At 42.9% G+C, this 14,240-nt stretch carries 11 protein-coding genes; 6 read left to right on the forward strand and 5 right to left on the reverse strand.

Features of this window, described 5'->3' with window-relative positions:
- Window positions 1-374 precede the first annotated feature (374 nt).
- Together GY065_RS04765 and GY065_RS04770 are read right to left on the reverse strand one after the other, a co-directional pair.
- On the reverse strand, window positions 375-1,025 hold the full coding sequence (locus tag GY065_RS04765; RefSeq protein WP_174833267.1) for a TenA family protein: 651 nt from the start codon (window positions 1,023-1,025) through the stop codon (window positions 375-377).
- Between the two features lie 170 nt (window positions 1,026-1,195).
- The gene (locus GY065_RS04770) at window positions 1,196-1,819 is read right to left on the reverse strand and encodes a hemolysin III family protein (RefSeq protein WP_084547783.1); all 624 of its coding nucleotides are present in this window, start codon (window positions 1,817-1,819) and stop codon (window positions 1,196-1,198) included.
- 179 nt (window positions 1,820-1,998) lie between these two features.
- On the opposite strand from GY065_RS04770, the gene glyQ reads away from it, so the two are divergent.
- The 6 genes from glyQ to GY065_RS04800 all read left to right on the forward strand — a co-directional run bounded on the left by glyQ (window position 1,999) and on the right by GY065_RS04800 (window position 7,755).
- Entirely contained in the window at window positions 1,999-2,916 is a 918-nt protein-coding gene (gene glyQ / locus GY065_RS04775) for a glycine--tRNA ligase subunit alpha (RefSeq protein ID WP_037392164.1), read from the forward strand.
- A 23-nt stretch (window positions 2,917-2,939) separates the two neighbouring features.
- Window positions 2,940-5,003: a glycine--tRNA ligase subunit beta gene (gene glyS / locus GY065_RS04780; RefSeq protein WP_174833268.1), complete on the forward strand. Its 2,064-nt coding sequence runs from the start codon at window positions 2,940-2,942 to the stop codon at window positions 5,001-5,003.
- Window positions 5,004-5,054: 51 nt separating this feature from the next.
- Window positions 5,055-5,504, forward strand: a complete 450-nt coding sequence (locus tag GY065_RS04785; protein WP_180214728.1) for a cell surface protein — start codon at window positions 5,055-5,057, stop codon at window positions 5,502-5,504.
- A gap of 8 nt (window positions 5,505-5,512) precedes the next feature.
- Window positions 5,513-6,088 carry a D-glycero-beta-D-manno-heptose 1,7-bisphosphate 7-phosphatase gene (gene gmhB, locus GY065_RS04790; protein WP_025330587.1) on the forward strand — a complete coding sequence of 192 codons (576 nt, stop codon included), beginning with the start codon at window positions 5,513-5,515 and terminating at the stop codon, window positions 6,086-6,088.
- Window positions 6,089-6,094: 6 nt separating this feature from the next.
- Window positions 6,095-6,856: a 1-acyl-sn-glycerol-3-phosphate acyltransferase gene (locus GY065_RS04795; protein ID WP_037475573.1), complete on the forward strand. Its 762-nt coding sequence runs from the start codon at window positions 6,095-6,097 to the stop codon at window positions 6,854-6,856.
- 200 nt (window positions 6,857-7,056) lie between these two features.
- Window positions 7,057-7,755 carry a M48 family metallopeptidase gene (locus tag GY065_RS04800; RefSeq protein ID WP_084587065.1) on the forward strand — a complete coding sequence of 233 codons (699 nt, stop codon included), beginning with the start codon at window positions 7,057-7,059 and terminating at the stop codon, window positions 7,753-7,755.
- Between the two features lie 167 nt (window positions 7,756-7,922).
- Here GY065_RS04800 and mfd read toward each other — a convergent pair whose 3' ends face one another.
- The 3 genes from mfd to typA form a co-directional block, all read right to left on the reverse strand.
- Window positions 7,923-11,333: a transcription-repair coupling factor gene (gene mfd, locus GY065_RS04805; RefSeq protein ID WP_174833269.1), complete on the reverse strand. Its 3,411-nt coding sequence runs from the start codon at window positions 11,331-11,333 to the stop codon at window positions 7,923-7,925.
- A gap of 169 nt (window positions 11,334-11,502) precedes the next feature.
- Window positions 11,503-11,991, reverse strand: a complete 489-nt coding sequence (locus tag GY065_RS04810) for a DUF456 domain-containing protein (protein WP_025330591.1) — start codon at window positions 11,989-11,991, stop codon at window positions 11,503-11,505.
- Window positions 11,992-12,359: 368 nt separating this feature from the next.
- A complete protein-coding gene (gene typA / locus GY065_RS04815) occupies window positions 12,360-14,174 on the reverse strand; it encodes a translational GTPase TypA (protein ID WP_025330592.1) in 1,815 nt (604 codons plus the stop codon).
- Between the last annotated feature and the right edge of the window lie 66 nt (window positions 14,175-14,240).

Here is a 14,240-nt window from a genome sequence, read left to right on the forward strand (position 1 = left end):
AATACTCGTTTTAAAGGCAATTCATAACCCATGATACAGATGATATTTATAGCAGGCAAAGCGCTTGAATGCATACTGTTTAAATGCATCTGGATTATATGAGGCTGTTATGTTTTTTACCCATTGGCTGTTTTTATCAGCAGTGCAGATTGCTGATCAGTTAATAGTAGTGAGGCAATAAGTATAATTAGTGGTGGCACTAATATTGTAAGAAATTTATTTAGTGTTATATAGCATCATGTAGGCTGAGGGTAACTTCTCATGAAAATAACCGTGTGGTTATTGGATTTAGTTGCTATTGATCTTACTCAATTCAATGATGATCACGGCAGCTGTGATGTTGATAGCCGGACTAATCACCAATAGTGTGCAATTTAAATCGGCCAGCTTTCTAGCCGCCAGGCACCGTCCCAGAACAGCCATTCCATTTTCGCCGCAGTAAGAAAGGCTTCTGTCATCTGTGCTTGAATGTCTGGCATACTATTGGCAGCCAATTGATCAGCAATATCTACCACGGTGATAACATCCTGTTTGAACGCTTCACTGGCATAAGTACTAATCCAGGCATGATACGGATGATTAGATGCAAGCTGTTGCTGCTGTAAGGCCTCTCCAACCTGCTGATACAAATAAAAACACGGTAAAATACTGGCTACTGCGACTGCCAGCGGTTGTGTGGTTAGCTGCTGGTATAAATAACCAGTATACAGTGCAGTCGCAGGCATGGTTTGGTAGGTCAGTGAAGTAGATTTCTTTAAAAAGTATTGATGAACTATTTGCTCTGCTTCAATGGTGGCCATAGCAAAATGCAAAAATTGTTTCTGATGGCTGCTGTTGTGACATTTTGCTCCGATAGTAGCTAATATGCTCCGGTATTCGGCCAGATATAAGGTATCTTGTTCAAGATAATGATTAAATCGTGTTTGTGTTAGAGAGCCATTTGCCAACTGGACTATAAAAGGGTGTTGCATAATTTGATGATAAATAGGCTGAACTGCATCAATGGCTTGTTTACTCCAAGTCATTATGATCCTTTCTAATATATATTAAAGATTAATCAGTAAAAATAAATCTTTAGTAACTTAAATTACCCTGAAATTTTGTTAAGTATAGCCTAGTTCCATTTTTATACCTGGACTGGTCGCAAAATTACCATTAATCACTGCAAAATCTATTTCATGAGGTAATTGAGCAGCTAGATATAGGCGTAAACACATATATACTGAGCCAGGCTGCCTAACAAAACAAATAAATGCCAGATACCATGTCCATGACGAATTTTTTCATCATTGACAAACCAGTATATGCCGATACTGTATGCCAGCCCGCCGGCAGTCAGCCAGAATAACCCTGGTGCAGACATCCGGTGAATCAACGGATAAATAGCAACAATAATCAACCAGCCCATAATCATATACAGGACTAATGACAGAATACGGGTTTCACTTTTACGTCCGATAGTCACTTCCTGAATAATACCAAATATTGCCAGTCCCCATGATATGCCAAAAATTGACCAGCCCCAGCCTCCGTGTAATGTGGTAAGGGTAAAAGGTGTATAACTGCCTGCAATTAACAGATAAATTGCACAATGATCAAATTTTTGTAATACCGCTTTGGCTCGATGAGAATAAATTGAATGATAAAGTGTAGATATACCATATAAGAATATTAGACTGGCACCATAAATGGCTGAGCTGACAATACGGTAAGCATCTCCGTACATGGCGGATTTAATTAATAAAAATACGGTGCCTGTAATGGCAAGAATAAAACCGATAAAATGAGAGTACGCATTAAAGCGTTCACCGCGATACATATTTTGCTTGCTAAGGTAATTTGTGAGATGACTATCGTTTCACTAGCGCCCTAAAGGTGCAAGTGTTTTTTATTTTTATTATTGTGCCGGTATTTATCCACGTGCAGGTCTATGGCTGTTCAACTGCTTGCAAGCACAGTAAAATAGACAATTTTGCAGACTATCAGAAATTTCACGTCATGCTGACTTTTCAGGAAATTATTTTTACATTACAAAACTATTGGGCTAAACAGGGCTGCGTGGTGTTACAGCCATTGGATATGGAGGTAGGAGCGGGTACCAGCCATCCGGCAACCTGTTTGCGTGCATTGGGGCCGGAACCATGGTTTGCAGCCTATGTGCAGCCGTCACGCCGTCCTAAGGACGGGCGTTATGGTGAAAATCCAAATCGTCTGCAACATTATTATCAGTTTCAGGTCGCTCTGAAGCCTGCTCCTGATAATATTCAGGAGTTATATCTGGCATCTTTACAGGAACTGGGTATAGATCCCTGTCAGCATGATATCCGTTTTGTTGAAGATGACTGGGAAAATCCGACTCTGGGCGCCTGGGGACTTGGCTGGGAAGTCTGGCTCAATGGTATGGAAGTGACTCAGTTTACTTATTTCCAGCAGGTAGGCGGTATGGACTGTTCGCCTGTATTGGGTGAAATTACCTATGGTATTGAGCGGCTGGCAATGTATCTGCAGGGTGTTGAAAATGTCTATGATCTGGTTTGGGCTAAAACTCATGATGGCCGGATTGTCACCTATGGTGATGTATATCATCAGAATGAAGTCGAGCAGTCTACTTATAATTTTGAATTCAGTAATGCAGAATGGTTACTGGCACAGTTTAATTATTATGAAACCGAAGCAAAACGTTTGCTGGCTGTAGAGGATGTCAGTCTTGCATTACCTGCCTATGAATTAGTACTTAAGGCAGGACATACATTTAATTTGCTTGATGCACGCGGTGCTATTTCTGTAACCGAACGGGCTGCTTATATCGGCCGTGTTCGTGCTTTAAGCCGTGCAGTTGCACAAAAATATGTTGAAAGCCGTGAAAAACTTGGTTTTCCATTACTGAATAAAAATACAACTAATCAGACTGCCTGAAACTGAATGAAAGTAATACTTGCATGAATGCTCCTTTATTAATTGAACTGCGTACTGAAGAATTGCCACCAAGGGCACTGAATAATCTGGGTGAAAGTCTGGCCGCCGGAGTTGTTGAGGGTCTGGAAAAAGCACAGCTGATTAATGGTGTGGCTGATTATCAGGTATTTGCTGCACCCAGACGGCTGGGTGTTCTGGTGCAAAATGTTAAAGCGGTGCAGGCAGACCAGCAAATTGTGAAAAAAGGTCCCAGTGTAACAGCGGGTATGAAAGATGGTGAGCCTACTAAGGCTTTGCAGGGATTTGCCCGCAGTAATCAGGTAGAAATCAGTCAGCTTAGCCAGATTAATGATGCCAAACAAATGGTATTTGCCTATGAATATACTCAGGCCGGTTTACCACTGAATGCCTTGTTAAGCGATATATTGAATCAATCTATCAAAAAACTGCCTATTCCGAAAGTGATGCACTGGGGTAGCAGTACCTTTACTTTTGTCCGGCCTGTACATGGACTGGTGATGATGCATGGTACTGAAACGGTTGCTGGCAGTGTCCTGGGATTAAACAGCCAGAACTGGACTTTAGGTCATCGTTTTTTGAGTAAAGACAGAATTATTTTTAACCATGCTTCAGATTATGAAAAAGTATTATTGGAGCAGGGTAAAGTAGTAGCCAGCTTTGCCGAGCGCCGAGCCCGTATTGAGCAAGGTTTATCTGTAGCGGCTGATGCACTACATGCTCAGGTAGCCTATGCAGAAGGCTTGCTGGATGAGGTTACAGCTTTGGTTGAATGGCCGGTAGTTCTACAGGCAGGTTTTGATGAGCGCTTTTTACAAGTGCCGCAGGAATGTCTGATTTTAACCATGCAGCAAAATCAGAAGTATTTTCCGCTGTTAAACAGTGATGGCAAACTAATTAATCGTTTCCTGCTGGTATCTAATCTGCAAACAGAAAATCCGGTACATATTATTCATGGAAATGAGCGTGTATTACGAGCCCGTCTGGCAGATGCCGAATTTTTCTACCGTCAGGATCAGAAAACGACTCTTGAAAGTCGTCTGCCTCGTCTGCAAAACGTGGTTTATCACAATAAGCTGGGTAGTGTTGCAGAAAGAGTTCAGCGTATTACTCAGCTGGCAAAAGCTATTGCACCGCTACTTAATGCTGATGTAGATAAGGCTGTACGTGCTGCTGAGCTGGCTAAAGCTGATTTACTGACCGACATGGTAGGGGAGTTCCCTGAGCTACAGGGAATTATGGGTAAATACTATGCTTTGCATGATGGTGAAAATGCTGATGTTGCTGTAGCAATTGAGCAACATTACTGGCCGCGTTTTGCTAATGATGCTTTACCGGACAATTTAACTGGTACAGTGGTTGCTCTGGCAGATAAACTGGAAACTTTGCTCGGTATCTGGGGTATCGGGCTTATTCCGACCGGGGATAAAGATCCGTATGCGTTGCGCCGCAGTGCACTGGGTATTTTACGAATGCTGATGCAGCACAATCTGGCGCTGAAGCCATTATTACAGGCAGCATTTGATACATTTGCTTCAGGCAGACTGGCTGAAAATACTGTCAGCGAAGTGGCCGGGTTTATGCAGGCCAGACTGGCAATTCTGTTACAGAATTCCTTTGCACAGGATGTAGTGGCTGCTGTACTGGCCGGTAAGGTAGAAAATCTGGGTGAGCTGGAAGCCAGACTTGCCGCAGTAACCCGCTTTAAACAGCTGGATGAAGCTACTGCACTGATTGCAGCTAATAAACGTGTTCATAATTTACTGAAAAAAGCCGATATTTCTGCTTTATCCGCTGTTAATCCGGATCTTTTGCAGCAGCAGGATGAAAAACAGCTTTATCAGGCAACTGAGCAGGTTGCAGAAAAAATTCAAGCTGTGCTGAAACGGCAGGATTTTGCTCAGGCATTAACCGAGCTGGCCGGAATTAAAGAAAAAGTGGATGCATTCTTTACTAATGTGATGGTAATGGATGAAAATGAAGCTATTAAGAATAACCGTCTGGCTTTATTACTGTGTTTATCTCAGCAGATGAATGCTGTGGCCGATATTGCCTTATTAAGTGAGTAAATAATAGCAGACATTTCTGCTCATTCTTAAATAGTGGATGAAAGCTAAATTATGATATTTGATAATATAGTATTCCATACAGAAGAAGATTATCCGCCTGCGTTGTCACTGGCTAATGCTGCTACACATATGGGTTATTACTGGTCATGGGCTGTACGCCGGGGTTTATATAATCCGCAATGGGATGAAGCTGCAGAAGAAGATATGGCAGCACTGAAAGCTCAGGTTATGAGCGGAGCTGAATTTGTTCTGAATAATATGGCCGGTTGTCTGGAAGACAGTGATTTTAATGATGAAGGACGACGGTTTTCACTTTATTACTATGAAGATGAAGATGAGGGCTATGGTCGTTTTATGGAAGATTATGTGCAAACATTAAATACGCCGGCCTTGCAAAGTTTTTATCATGTAGAAATTAATGATGAAAATCAGTCTTTACTTGATGGCGTATTTGATAGTGCTTTGATTCAGTGGCGGCAAAGTTTGAAGCCGGTGCAATAAGGTTAAATATGGCATTGAATGGAAAAGGCAAATTAATCATACTGGATCGCGATGGTGTGTTGAATGTTATGCAACCACAGCCCATCAGCGATCCTGATCAGTGGCTTCCCTTACCGGGTAGTATGGATGCTGTTGCCTTTCTGACTCAAAGTGGTTATACCGTTGTTGTGGCGGAAAATATGTCTGGTATCGGGCGTAATCAGGTCAGTATGCAGCAGCTGAATGAAGTACATAGCAAAATGCATACTCATATACAGAAAGCTGGCGGCCGCTTAAGCGGGGTTTGGTTTTGTCCGCATACCGGTAATGCTAAATGTAAATGTCGTAAACCTGAACCGGGTTTGCTGCTGGATATTCTGGATCGTCTGCATATGAAAGCAGAAAATACCTGGCTTGTCGGAGATGGTATTCGCGATATGCAGGCAATTGCCGCAATTGGCGGTCATCCTGTACTGGTTTTAACCGGTAAAGGCAAGGAAACATTAAAAATGGAAGAATTGCCGGAAGATACTCAGGTGTACGATGATTTGCTGGATTTTGCCAAATATTGTCGTACTCTGGCTGAACAGGCAGCCGAGGAATAATATAACATGCTGTTGTTGCGTAATTTGATTTACTGGTTTTGTTTGTGTGTATTTTCATTAATCTGGCTGGTGGTAGTAATTGTTTCCATGCTGGTACCAAAAGGGGTTACATGGACAACCACTGTGTGGGGAAAATCTCTTTTCTGGATGCTGGAGCACATTATCGGATTGAAATACGAAGTAACCGGCCGGGAAAATATTCCGCGCGAACCCGGAATTGTGTGCTGTAAACACCAATCCGGTTGGGAAACGCTGGCCATGCTGGTATTTTTCCCTGATCTTGCCTTTGTGGCTAAACGCGAACTTTTTCGTATACCGGTTTTTGGCTGGGCACTCAAATGGCGCGGCACAATAGGTATTGATCGTAAAAACCCTAAAGCGGCAAATGCCCAGATTATCAGTCAGGGGAAAATATGCAAGCAAAAGGGGATGTGGATTTGTATTTTTCCGGAAGGTACACGAATTAAGCCAGGTTTCCGTGGCCATTATAAAAAAGGTGCTGCCCGAATGGCACAGGAACTACATATGAATCTGGTGCCGGTCGCATTAAATAGTGGCGAATTCTGGCCTAAAGATTCCTTTTTTAAATATCCGGGTAAAGTAACAGTAGTGATTGGTGAACCGATTCATTATGAGTCAGCTCATAATCCGGAAGAATTAATCAGAATCTGTGAGCAATGGATAGAATCCGAGCAAGTAAAAATTCAGGGGGTAGGGCCATTTGCACCAGAGCATCCGCAAGTACCAACGCCGTTTGTGCCGCACTAATTGATATTAGTTGAATATTGATACTTTTTTATTTGTGAAATAGTGTTTTGCTGAATCCTGAGCAGATAAACAGATAGCCTATTTAATTTTTTTTAAAGCTGAATCTGAAACGGGATATGAATGATATGGTGTGCTGGTTAATAGAAGTGTCTGCTTGTCTCAGATAGTAATTTATTTACATTTTTAACAGATTAGTTGTCATGTCGGAATTTCTTCACACAACTACAGATGGCGATACCATCAGGCTGAAATTACGGCGTACAGCAAAAAAAAATATTATTGTACGTCCAGCATCAGGTTGTTTACTGGATATTAACGTTCCGCCATTTGTATCAATGAAATCTTTGTCTGAATGGCTGAACGTTAATGAAATCGCTATTAAAAAACTGTGGCAGCAATCAGAAAAAATAGCGGCAGCATTACCTGAATTTATCTGGTTTCGTGGTCAGGCATATCCTTTTACTCAGATATCCGTACTAACAAGAGTGCAATGGCATAAGCAATATGGCTTTTTAGTACCACTGGTAAATTCGCAGTCGCCCTATGTACTTTTGAAAGCATGGTTAAAACAAAGTGCCAAAAAAGAATTGTTGCTACGCTTGCAATATTGGGCAAATGTAATGCAGTTGCAGCCAATGGCAATGACATTAAGTCAGGCACGAACTTTTTGGGGAGTATGTCGCCGGCGTAGCGGAATCCGTCTGAACTGGAGATTAATTGGCGCACCTGCTGACGTGGTGGATTATGTCTGTATTCATGAGTTGTGTCACTTGCGCCATGCCAACCATGGTAAAGCTTTCTGGGCAATGGTTGCAGAATACTGTGCTGATGCTGATAATGCTCGTAAGTGGCTAAAAAAATATGCTAATGAGCTGTTTGCTCTGGATAAATTCAGCTAAAGTCTCACTCTAGAAAATTTGGTAAATTCCGGCTGTTTTCAATACTGATACAAAATAAAAAGCAGCCATACTATTTTCATCGTATGACTGCTTTTTGTTATTCAGCTTTAAATGCTGATTTATATTTTTGGTTGTCAGCTAAAAATGCTTACCTGTTATTTTTAGGTTTAGCTGGCATCAACCGCAAGTTGTTTCATAATGTTTTTAATAATCTGGACACGTTGCATAACGTCTTCAATACCAATGCTAACTCTGAGTTTATCTGCTCCAATCAGACGGTAGTTTTTATCACTTTGCATAATGGCTACAATAGTTGCGGGATTAATGCGATGATGTTTGCCAAAAGTAAAAGTAATGGCTTCACTACTGGCGTCAATTGTGTCTATGCCTAAGCTGGCTGCTTCAATGCGTAAATGATGGCTGGCAATCAGCGTGGAGACGGCCGGTTCAGGAAGTCCGAAACGGTCGATCAGTTCTTCGTGTATCTGGTCTATCTCAGCTTCGGTTTCACAGCTGGCCAGGCGTTTATACAACACCAGTCTGGCATGAATATCCGGGCAATAACTTTCCGGCAGCAGAGCAGGGCTATGCAATTTAATATCACTGGTAATACCCAGCGGGGCATCCAAATCCGGCTCTCTGCCTTTCTTCAAATTGCGCACGGCTTGCTTTAGCATTTCGGTATATAAAGTAAATCCGACCTGAATCATTTCACCAGACTGTCCTTCACCCAAAATTTCGCCGGCACCACGGATTTCTAAATCCTGCATGGCTAATGTAAATCCGGCTCCCAGATCATCAGCCATTTCTATGGCTTCCAGACGTTTCTGTGCATCTTTGGTCATTGCATCCGGTATCAGTAGATATGCATATGCCTGATGATGAGAACGGCCTACACGGCCACGCAGCTGATGCAACTGGGCAAGACCAAATTTATCAGCCCGCTCAATAATGATCGTATTGGCATTGGGAATATCAATTCCGGTTTCAATAATAGTTGAACACAGTAACACGTTATAACGCTGCTGAAGAAAATCCCGCATAATCTGCTCCAGTTCGCGTTCACGCAGTTGTCCATGAGCGATACCGATACGGGCTTCAGGTAATAAAGTAGTTAATTTTTCATAAGTGTTAGCAATAGTATCAACTTCATTGTGCAGGAAAAATACCTGTCCGCCACGTTTCAGTTCACGTAATACGGCTTCTCGTATTAAACCATCGCTGTAAGGACGAACAAAGGTTTTTACAGCCAGCCGGCGGCTTGGAGCTGTGGTAATCAATGAAAAATCACGCAGGCCTTCCAGAGCCATGCTTAATGTACGCGGAATAGGTGTTGCGGTCAGTGTAAGCACATCCACATTAGCACGCAGGCGTTTAAGCTGTTCTTTCTGACGTACGCCAAAGCGATGTTCTTCATCTATAATAACCAGTCCCAGATTTTTAAAATGGACATCCGGCTGAACCAATTTATGGGTACCAATCACAATATCTACTGTGCCGTCAGCCAGTCCGGCAAGTGTGGCCTGTGTTTGTTTACTGGTATTAAAACGGGAAAGCTGGGCAACTTTAATCGGGAAGTCTGCAAAGCGATCAGCAAAATTTTGTGCATGTTGCTCAACAAGCAGTGTAGTTGGTGCAAGTACTACCACCTGTTTACCAGCCATTGCTGCTACAAAAGCGGCGCGTAGCGCAACCTCAGTTTTACCAAAGCCTACATCTCCGCAAATCAGTCTGTCCATGGGCTTTTCAGCACATAAATCTTTTATGGTTGCAGCGATTGCCGCAGCCTGATCTTCGGTTTCTTCATAGCCAAAGCCATTGGCAAAAGCCTGATAATCCATCTCATTCAGACTAAAACGGTGGCCTTGCTGAGCTTCACGCTGAGCATATAGATTTAATAATTCGGCAGCTGTATCTCTGGCTTTTTCCGCGGCTTTATGTCGTGCTTTATCCCATGCTCCATGACCCAGTTTATGCAAACTGATGTTATCATGAGCACTGCCTGCATAGCGGGAAATAAGCTGGAGCTGACTAACAGGTACATATAACTGAGAACCTTCAGCATACTCCAGTAGCATCATTTCACAGGCACCTTCACCTAAATCCAGGGTTACCAGACCCTGATAGCGTCCGATACCATGTTGTTCATGTACTACCGGATCACCAATTTTAATTTCAGCCAAATCGCGCAGCATGCCGTCAGAAACAGCACTATGCTTGCGTCTTGTACGCCGGCCGCGAATAACATACTGGTATAAATCAGCCTCAGTAATAATGGCCAGTTGCTGATCTGTCAGCAGGCAACCGTAACTTAACGGCGCAATAGTCAGGCACAAGCTGGAATTACTGTTCAGAAAGTCCTGCCAGCTATTGACAATATCTGGCTGTAAACTGTACTGGCGCATAAAATTGAGCATGGTTTCCCGGCGTCCGAGACTTTCTGCGCAAATCAGTACCCGTCCTGACCATTGTTGGAGAAAATTTTTCAGTGTGTGCAGCGGATCATCAGCCTGTCTGTCTACTGCGACACTTGGCAGCGTATAAGTAGTGTCTTCGCTGATTTGCGGAACAAGACGCGCATAAGATTTAATACGTGCCCCGAACTGGTCTTCACTAAGATAAAGATAATCTGGTGCCAGAGGTGGATAGGCCGGATCGCCTTGTGCCAGAATGTAGCGTTGTTTGACATCCTGCCAGATACGGGCAGATTCTTGATGAATATCACCCAGACAAACCAGAATGGCTTCATCATCTGTATAATCAAAGATACTGACGCATTCTTCTTCAAAAAATAAAGGCAGGTAATATTCAACACCCGCCCCGAAATGTCCTTCAGATACTGCATTATAAACAGTTGCTTTTCGGGCTTCGCTATTGATTTCTTCCCGAAAGCGGCTGCGGAATATTTTCTGTGCATCACTGTCGGTTGGAAATTCATGTGCCGGTAACAGACGAATTTCATCTACTTTGGTTAATGTACGCTGGCTGTCTGCATCAAATGTTTTGATGGTATCAATTTCATTGTCAAATAAGTCCAGACGAAACGGTGTGTCACTGCCCATTGGAAAAATATCGAGAATACCGCCACGCATAGCGAATTCTCCGGTCGCCACCACATGAGAAACATGGTTGTAGCCGGCTTCAACCAGGCTGTGTTTCAATGCTTCAATATTCAGTTCCTGCCCGGTTTTCAGCCAGAAAGTATGTCCCAGCAAAAATGAAGGAGGAGCAATTTTTTGCATGGCTGTTGCCAGCGGTAACAATAAAACGTCAACCAGTCCGTTTTTTAGTTGCCACAGTGTACTTAGTCGCTCTGATACTAGCTCATGATGAGGAGAAAAATGTTCGTAGGGCAGAGTTTCCCAGTCCGGGAAAAACATGATACGTGCAGCAGGATCAAAAAATTGCCATGCTGCCTGAATACGGATTGCCTGTTCGGCATCTGCAGTTAAAATAATTTTCAGTTTTTTTTCAGGTAAATGCTGGCTAAGTAATAATGGCAGACTACCAGCATTTAAATCAGACCAGATTACAGTCTGTCTGGTTTTAGGCAATGCGAATGAAGCAGCAGCGGGCATAATTTTAGTTTTACAGATAATAGAAATTGATTGCCAGTACTTATGGGCAAGCTATGATAAGACAAGCCCTGATAAGCAGACAATTGAAACAGAATTGTTTGGAATGGGTGAATAACAAGTCAGTTTCAGACACAGTCCTGAAATTATGGCTATTATTACATAATAATAATTAATATAGCGAATACAAATACATCACAGCGATGGTAATCAGAATGGCAAATGCACAGCCAATTTTGGCAACCACACCAACAACCAGACCAATCAGTGTGGCAAAACCTACCTTGCCGGCAGCGACCAGATTCCGTCTGGCAATAAATTCACCGGTTGCTGCACCAATTAGCGGCCCCAATACCATGCCCGGTAAGGCAAAAAACATGCCAATAATCGCACCAATAAAAGAACCCCAGATAGCTCTTCTGCTTGCACCACTATGTTTAGCACCCAGCATACCGGCCATATAATCCAGAAAACAACCTAATAAAGTCAGTATACCTAAAGTAATTAATGTGGGTGCCCCCATAATCTGATAATTGCTGCTCAATGCCAGTAACCATGCACCTCCGAACATGAGAGGCAGACCAGGTAAAGCAGGCATAAATGTACCTAATAAACCAATGAGTAATAAAACAATAGCCAATATTACTAATACTGCATTCATGGCAAATTAGTCCTTAATAAAATTCATAATATAGAATAGTAAAATGGGGGATGCGGTTGTCACATACAAGGATAAATTTTGTAGTGTAGATAAAAAATATGTAATCAACCGGTGATTACTAACAGATAATTTTATCAGTTTGGCATGGTATCTGTATATTAGTGAGCAATTACAGTACAGACAATCTGTATAAAATATAAATGATAAATAAAGCTGCGTTATTTGTTGAGACTGGATGATTCAATATCAATACATTAATCAGATTGAATATCAATGCTATTTATTAAAAAATGTTGTTCTTAAAGATAAATATTCGATATTGAAAAAAGGCAGCCTTTAAAAAGCTGCCTGTGCCAAATAAACTTTAATTAATCTAATTTTTTAAAGTGTTTGCGACGTTCCTGTTCGCTCAGGTAGCGTTTACGCAGACGAATAGTTTGCGGAGTAATTTCTACCAGTTCATCATCATCGATAAACTCTACCGCAGCTTCCAGAGACATCAGTACCGGCGGAGTCAGACGCACTGCTTCATCTGTGCCGGAAGCACGGACATTAGTCAGTTTTTTGCCTTTAAGCGGATTAACAACCAGATCATTGTCACGGCTGTGAATACCGATAATCATGCCTTCGTAAATTTTTTCGCCCGGATTGATAAACATACGACCGCGGTCTTCCAGATTCCATAAAGCATAGGCTACGGCATCACCTTGTTCTTGTGATACCAGTACACCATTGCGGCGGCCGGGTATTTCTGCTTTTACTGGTGCGTAATTATCAAATACGTGGCTCATCAGTCCCTGACCACGGGTCATGGTCATGAATTCACCCTGAAAACCAATCAGACCGCGCGCAGGAATACGGTATTCCAGACGGGTACGGCCTTTGCCGTCGCTTTCCATATTGGTCAGTTCACCACGGCGGCGACCCAGTTCTTCCATTACAGCACCCTGAGTATTGTCTTCTACATCGACAGTCAGGTTTTCGTAAGGTTCGCATTTAACGCCGTCAATTTCACGGAAAACCACACGTGGTTTGCCGACAGCCAGCTCATAACCTTCACGGCGCATATTTTCAATCAAGATAGTCAGATGAAGCTCACCACGGCCTGAAACACGGAATACATCTGCGTCTGCTGTGTCTTCAACGCGCAGGGCTACATTGGTCAGCAATTCTTTTTGCAAACGTTCGCGAATCTGGCGACTGGTAACAAATTTACCTTCTGTACCGGCCAGCGGGCTGGTGTTGACCATGAAATCCATCGTCAGGGTAGGTTCGTCCACGCTCAGCATGGGCAGCCCCTGAGGTTGTTCACGATCAGCAATGGTAACGCCGATACCTATATCTTCCAGTCCGGAAACCGTAACAATATCACCGGCTTCCGCTTCTTGTAGCGGAATGCGTTCCAATCCTTTGAAGCCAAGCAACTGATTAATGCGTCCCTGACCAATCTGCTTATCTTCATTCATGATAGCTACTACCTGACCGGGTTTAATTCGTCCGTTCAGAATACGACCGATACCCAGCCGGCCGGTATAGTTATCATAATCAAGCTGAGAAATCTGTAATTGCAGAGGTTTATCTGCATCACCGGCTGGTTCCGGGGTATATTTCAGAATGGTTTCAAACAGCGGACGCATATCGGTAGATTCGTCTTCTTCATTCAGCTTGGCAAAGCCAGACAGACCAGAAGCATAAACGATAGGGAAGTCGAGCTGTTCATCGGTTGCGCCCAGTTTATCGAACAATTCAAAAGTTTGGTCAATTACCCAGCTCGGGCGGGCACTTGGCTTATCAATTTTATTGATCACTACAATCGGTTTCAGCCCTAATGCCAGTGCTTTTTTGGTAACAAAGCGGGTTTGCGGCATCGGGCCTTCCTGTGCATCTACCAGTAGTAGCACACAGTCTACCATTCCCAGTACACGTTCTACTTCACCGCCAAAGTCGGCATGTCCGGGTGTATCAACGATATTAATATGGTAGCCTTCGTATTCGATGGCGGTATTTTTGGCAAGAATGGTAATGCCGCGTTCTTTTTCAAGATCGTTGCTGTCCATTACTCGTTCGTCTACCTGCTGATTGGCACGGAAAGTACCGGACTGGCGCAATAACTGGTCTACCAGTGTGGTTTTGCCGTGGTCGACGTGTGCGATAATGGCAATATTACGAATTTTTTTACTCATAGGAGTGTGTAACCTAGTTTATTAGCTATTTGTAAGGAAAATTAACCTTGAATTATAACATTTACT

Origin of the sequence: Snodgrassella sp. ESL0323, assembly GCF_013346865.1 — a bacterium.
GTDB lineage: Bacteria > Pseudomonadota > Gammaproteobacteria > Burkholderiales > Neisseriaceae > Snodgrassella > Snodgrassella alvi.

Excerpts from the sequence above, each read along its gene's own strand:
- GY065_RS04765 (WP_174833267.1), bottom strand. The coding sequence starts at position 1,025 with ATGACTTGGAGTAAACAAGCCATTGATGCAGTTCAGCCTATTTATCAT.
- GY065_RS04770 (WP_084547783.1), bottom strand. The coding sequence starts at position 1,819 with ATGTATCGCGGTGAACGCTTTAATGCGTACTCTCATTTTATCGGTTTT.
- glyQ (WP_037392164.1), top strand. The coding sequence starts at position 1,999 with ATGCTGACTTTTCAGGAAATTATTTTTACATTACAAAACTATTGGGCT.
- glyS (WP_174833268.1), top strand. The coding sequence starts at position 2,940 with ATGAATGCTCCTTTATTAATTGAACTGCGTACTGAAGAATTGCCACCA.
- GY065_RS04785 (WP_180214728.1), top strand. The coding sequence starts at position 5,055 with ATGATATTTGATAATATAGTATTCCATACAGAAGAAGATTATCCGCCT.
- gmhB (WP_025330587.1), top strand. The coding sequence starts at position 5,513 with ATGGCATTGAATGGAAAAGGCAAATTAATCATACTGGATCGCGATGGT.
- GY065_RS04795 (WP_037475573.1), top strand. The coding sequence starts at position 6,095 with ATGCTGTTGTTGCGTAATTTGATTTACTGGTTTTGTTTGTGTGTATTT.
- GY065_RS04800 (WP_084587065.1), top strand. The coding sequence starts at position 7,057 with ATGTCGGAATTTCTTCACACAACTACAGATGGCGATACCATCAGGCTG.
- mfd (WP_174833269.1), bottom strand. The coding sequence starts at position 11,333 with ATGCCCGCTGCTGCTTCATTCGCATTGCCTAAAACCAGACAGACTGTA.
- GY065_RS04810 (WP_025330591.1), bottom strand. The coding sequence starts at position 11,991 with ATGAATGCAGTATTAGTAATATTGGCTATTGTTTTATTACTCATTGGT.
- typA (WP_025330592.1), bottom strand. The coding sequence starts at position 14,174 with ATGAGTAAAAAAATTCGTAATATTGCCATTATCGCACACGTCGACCAC.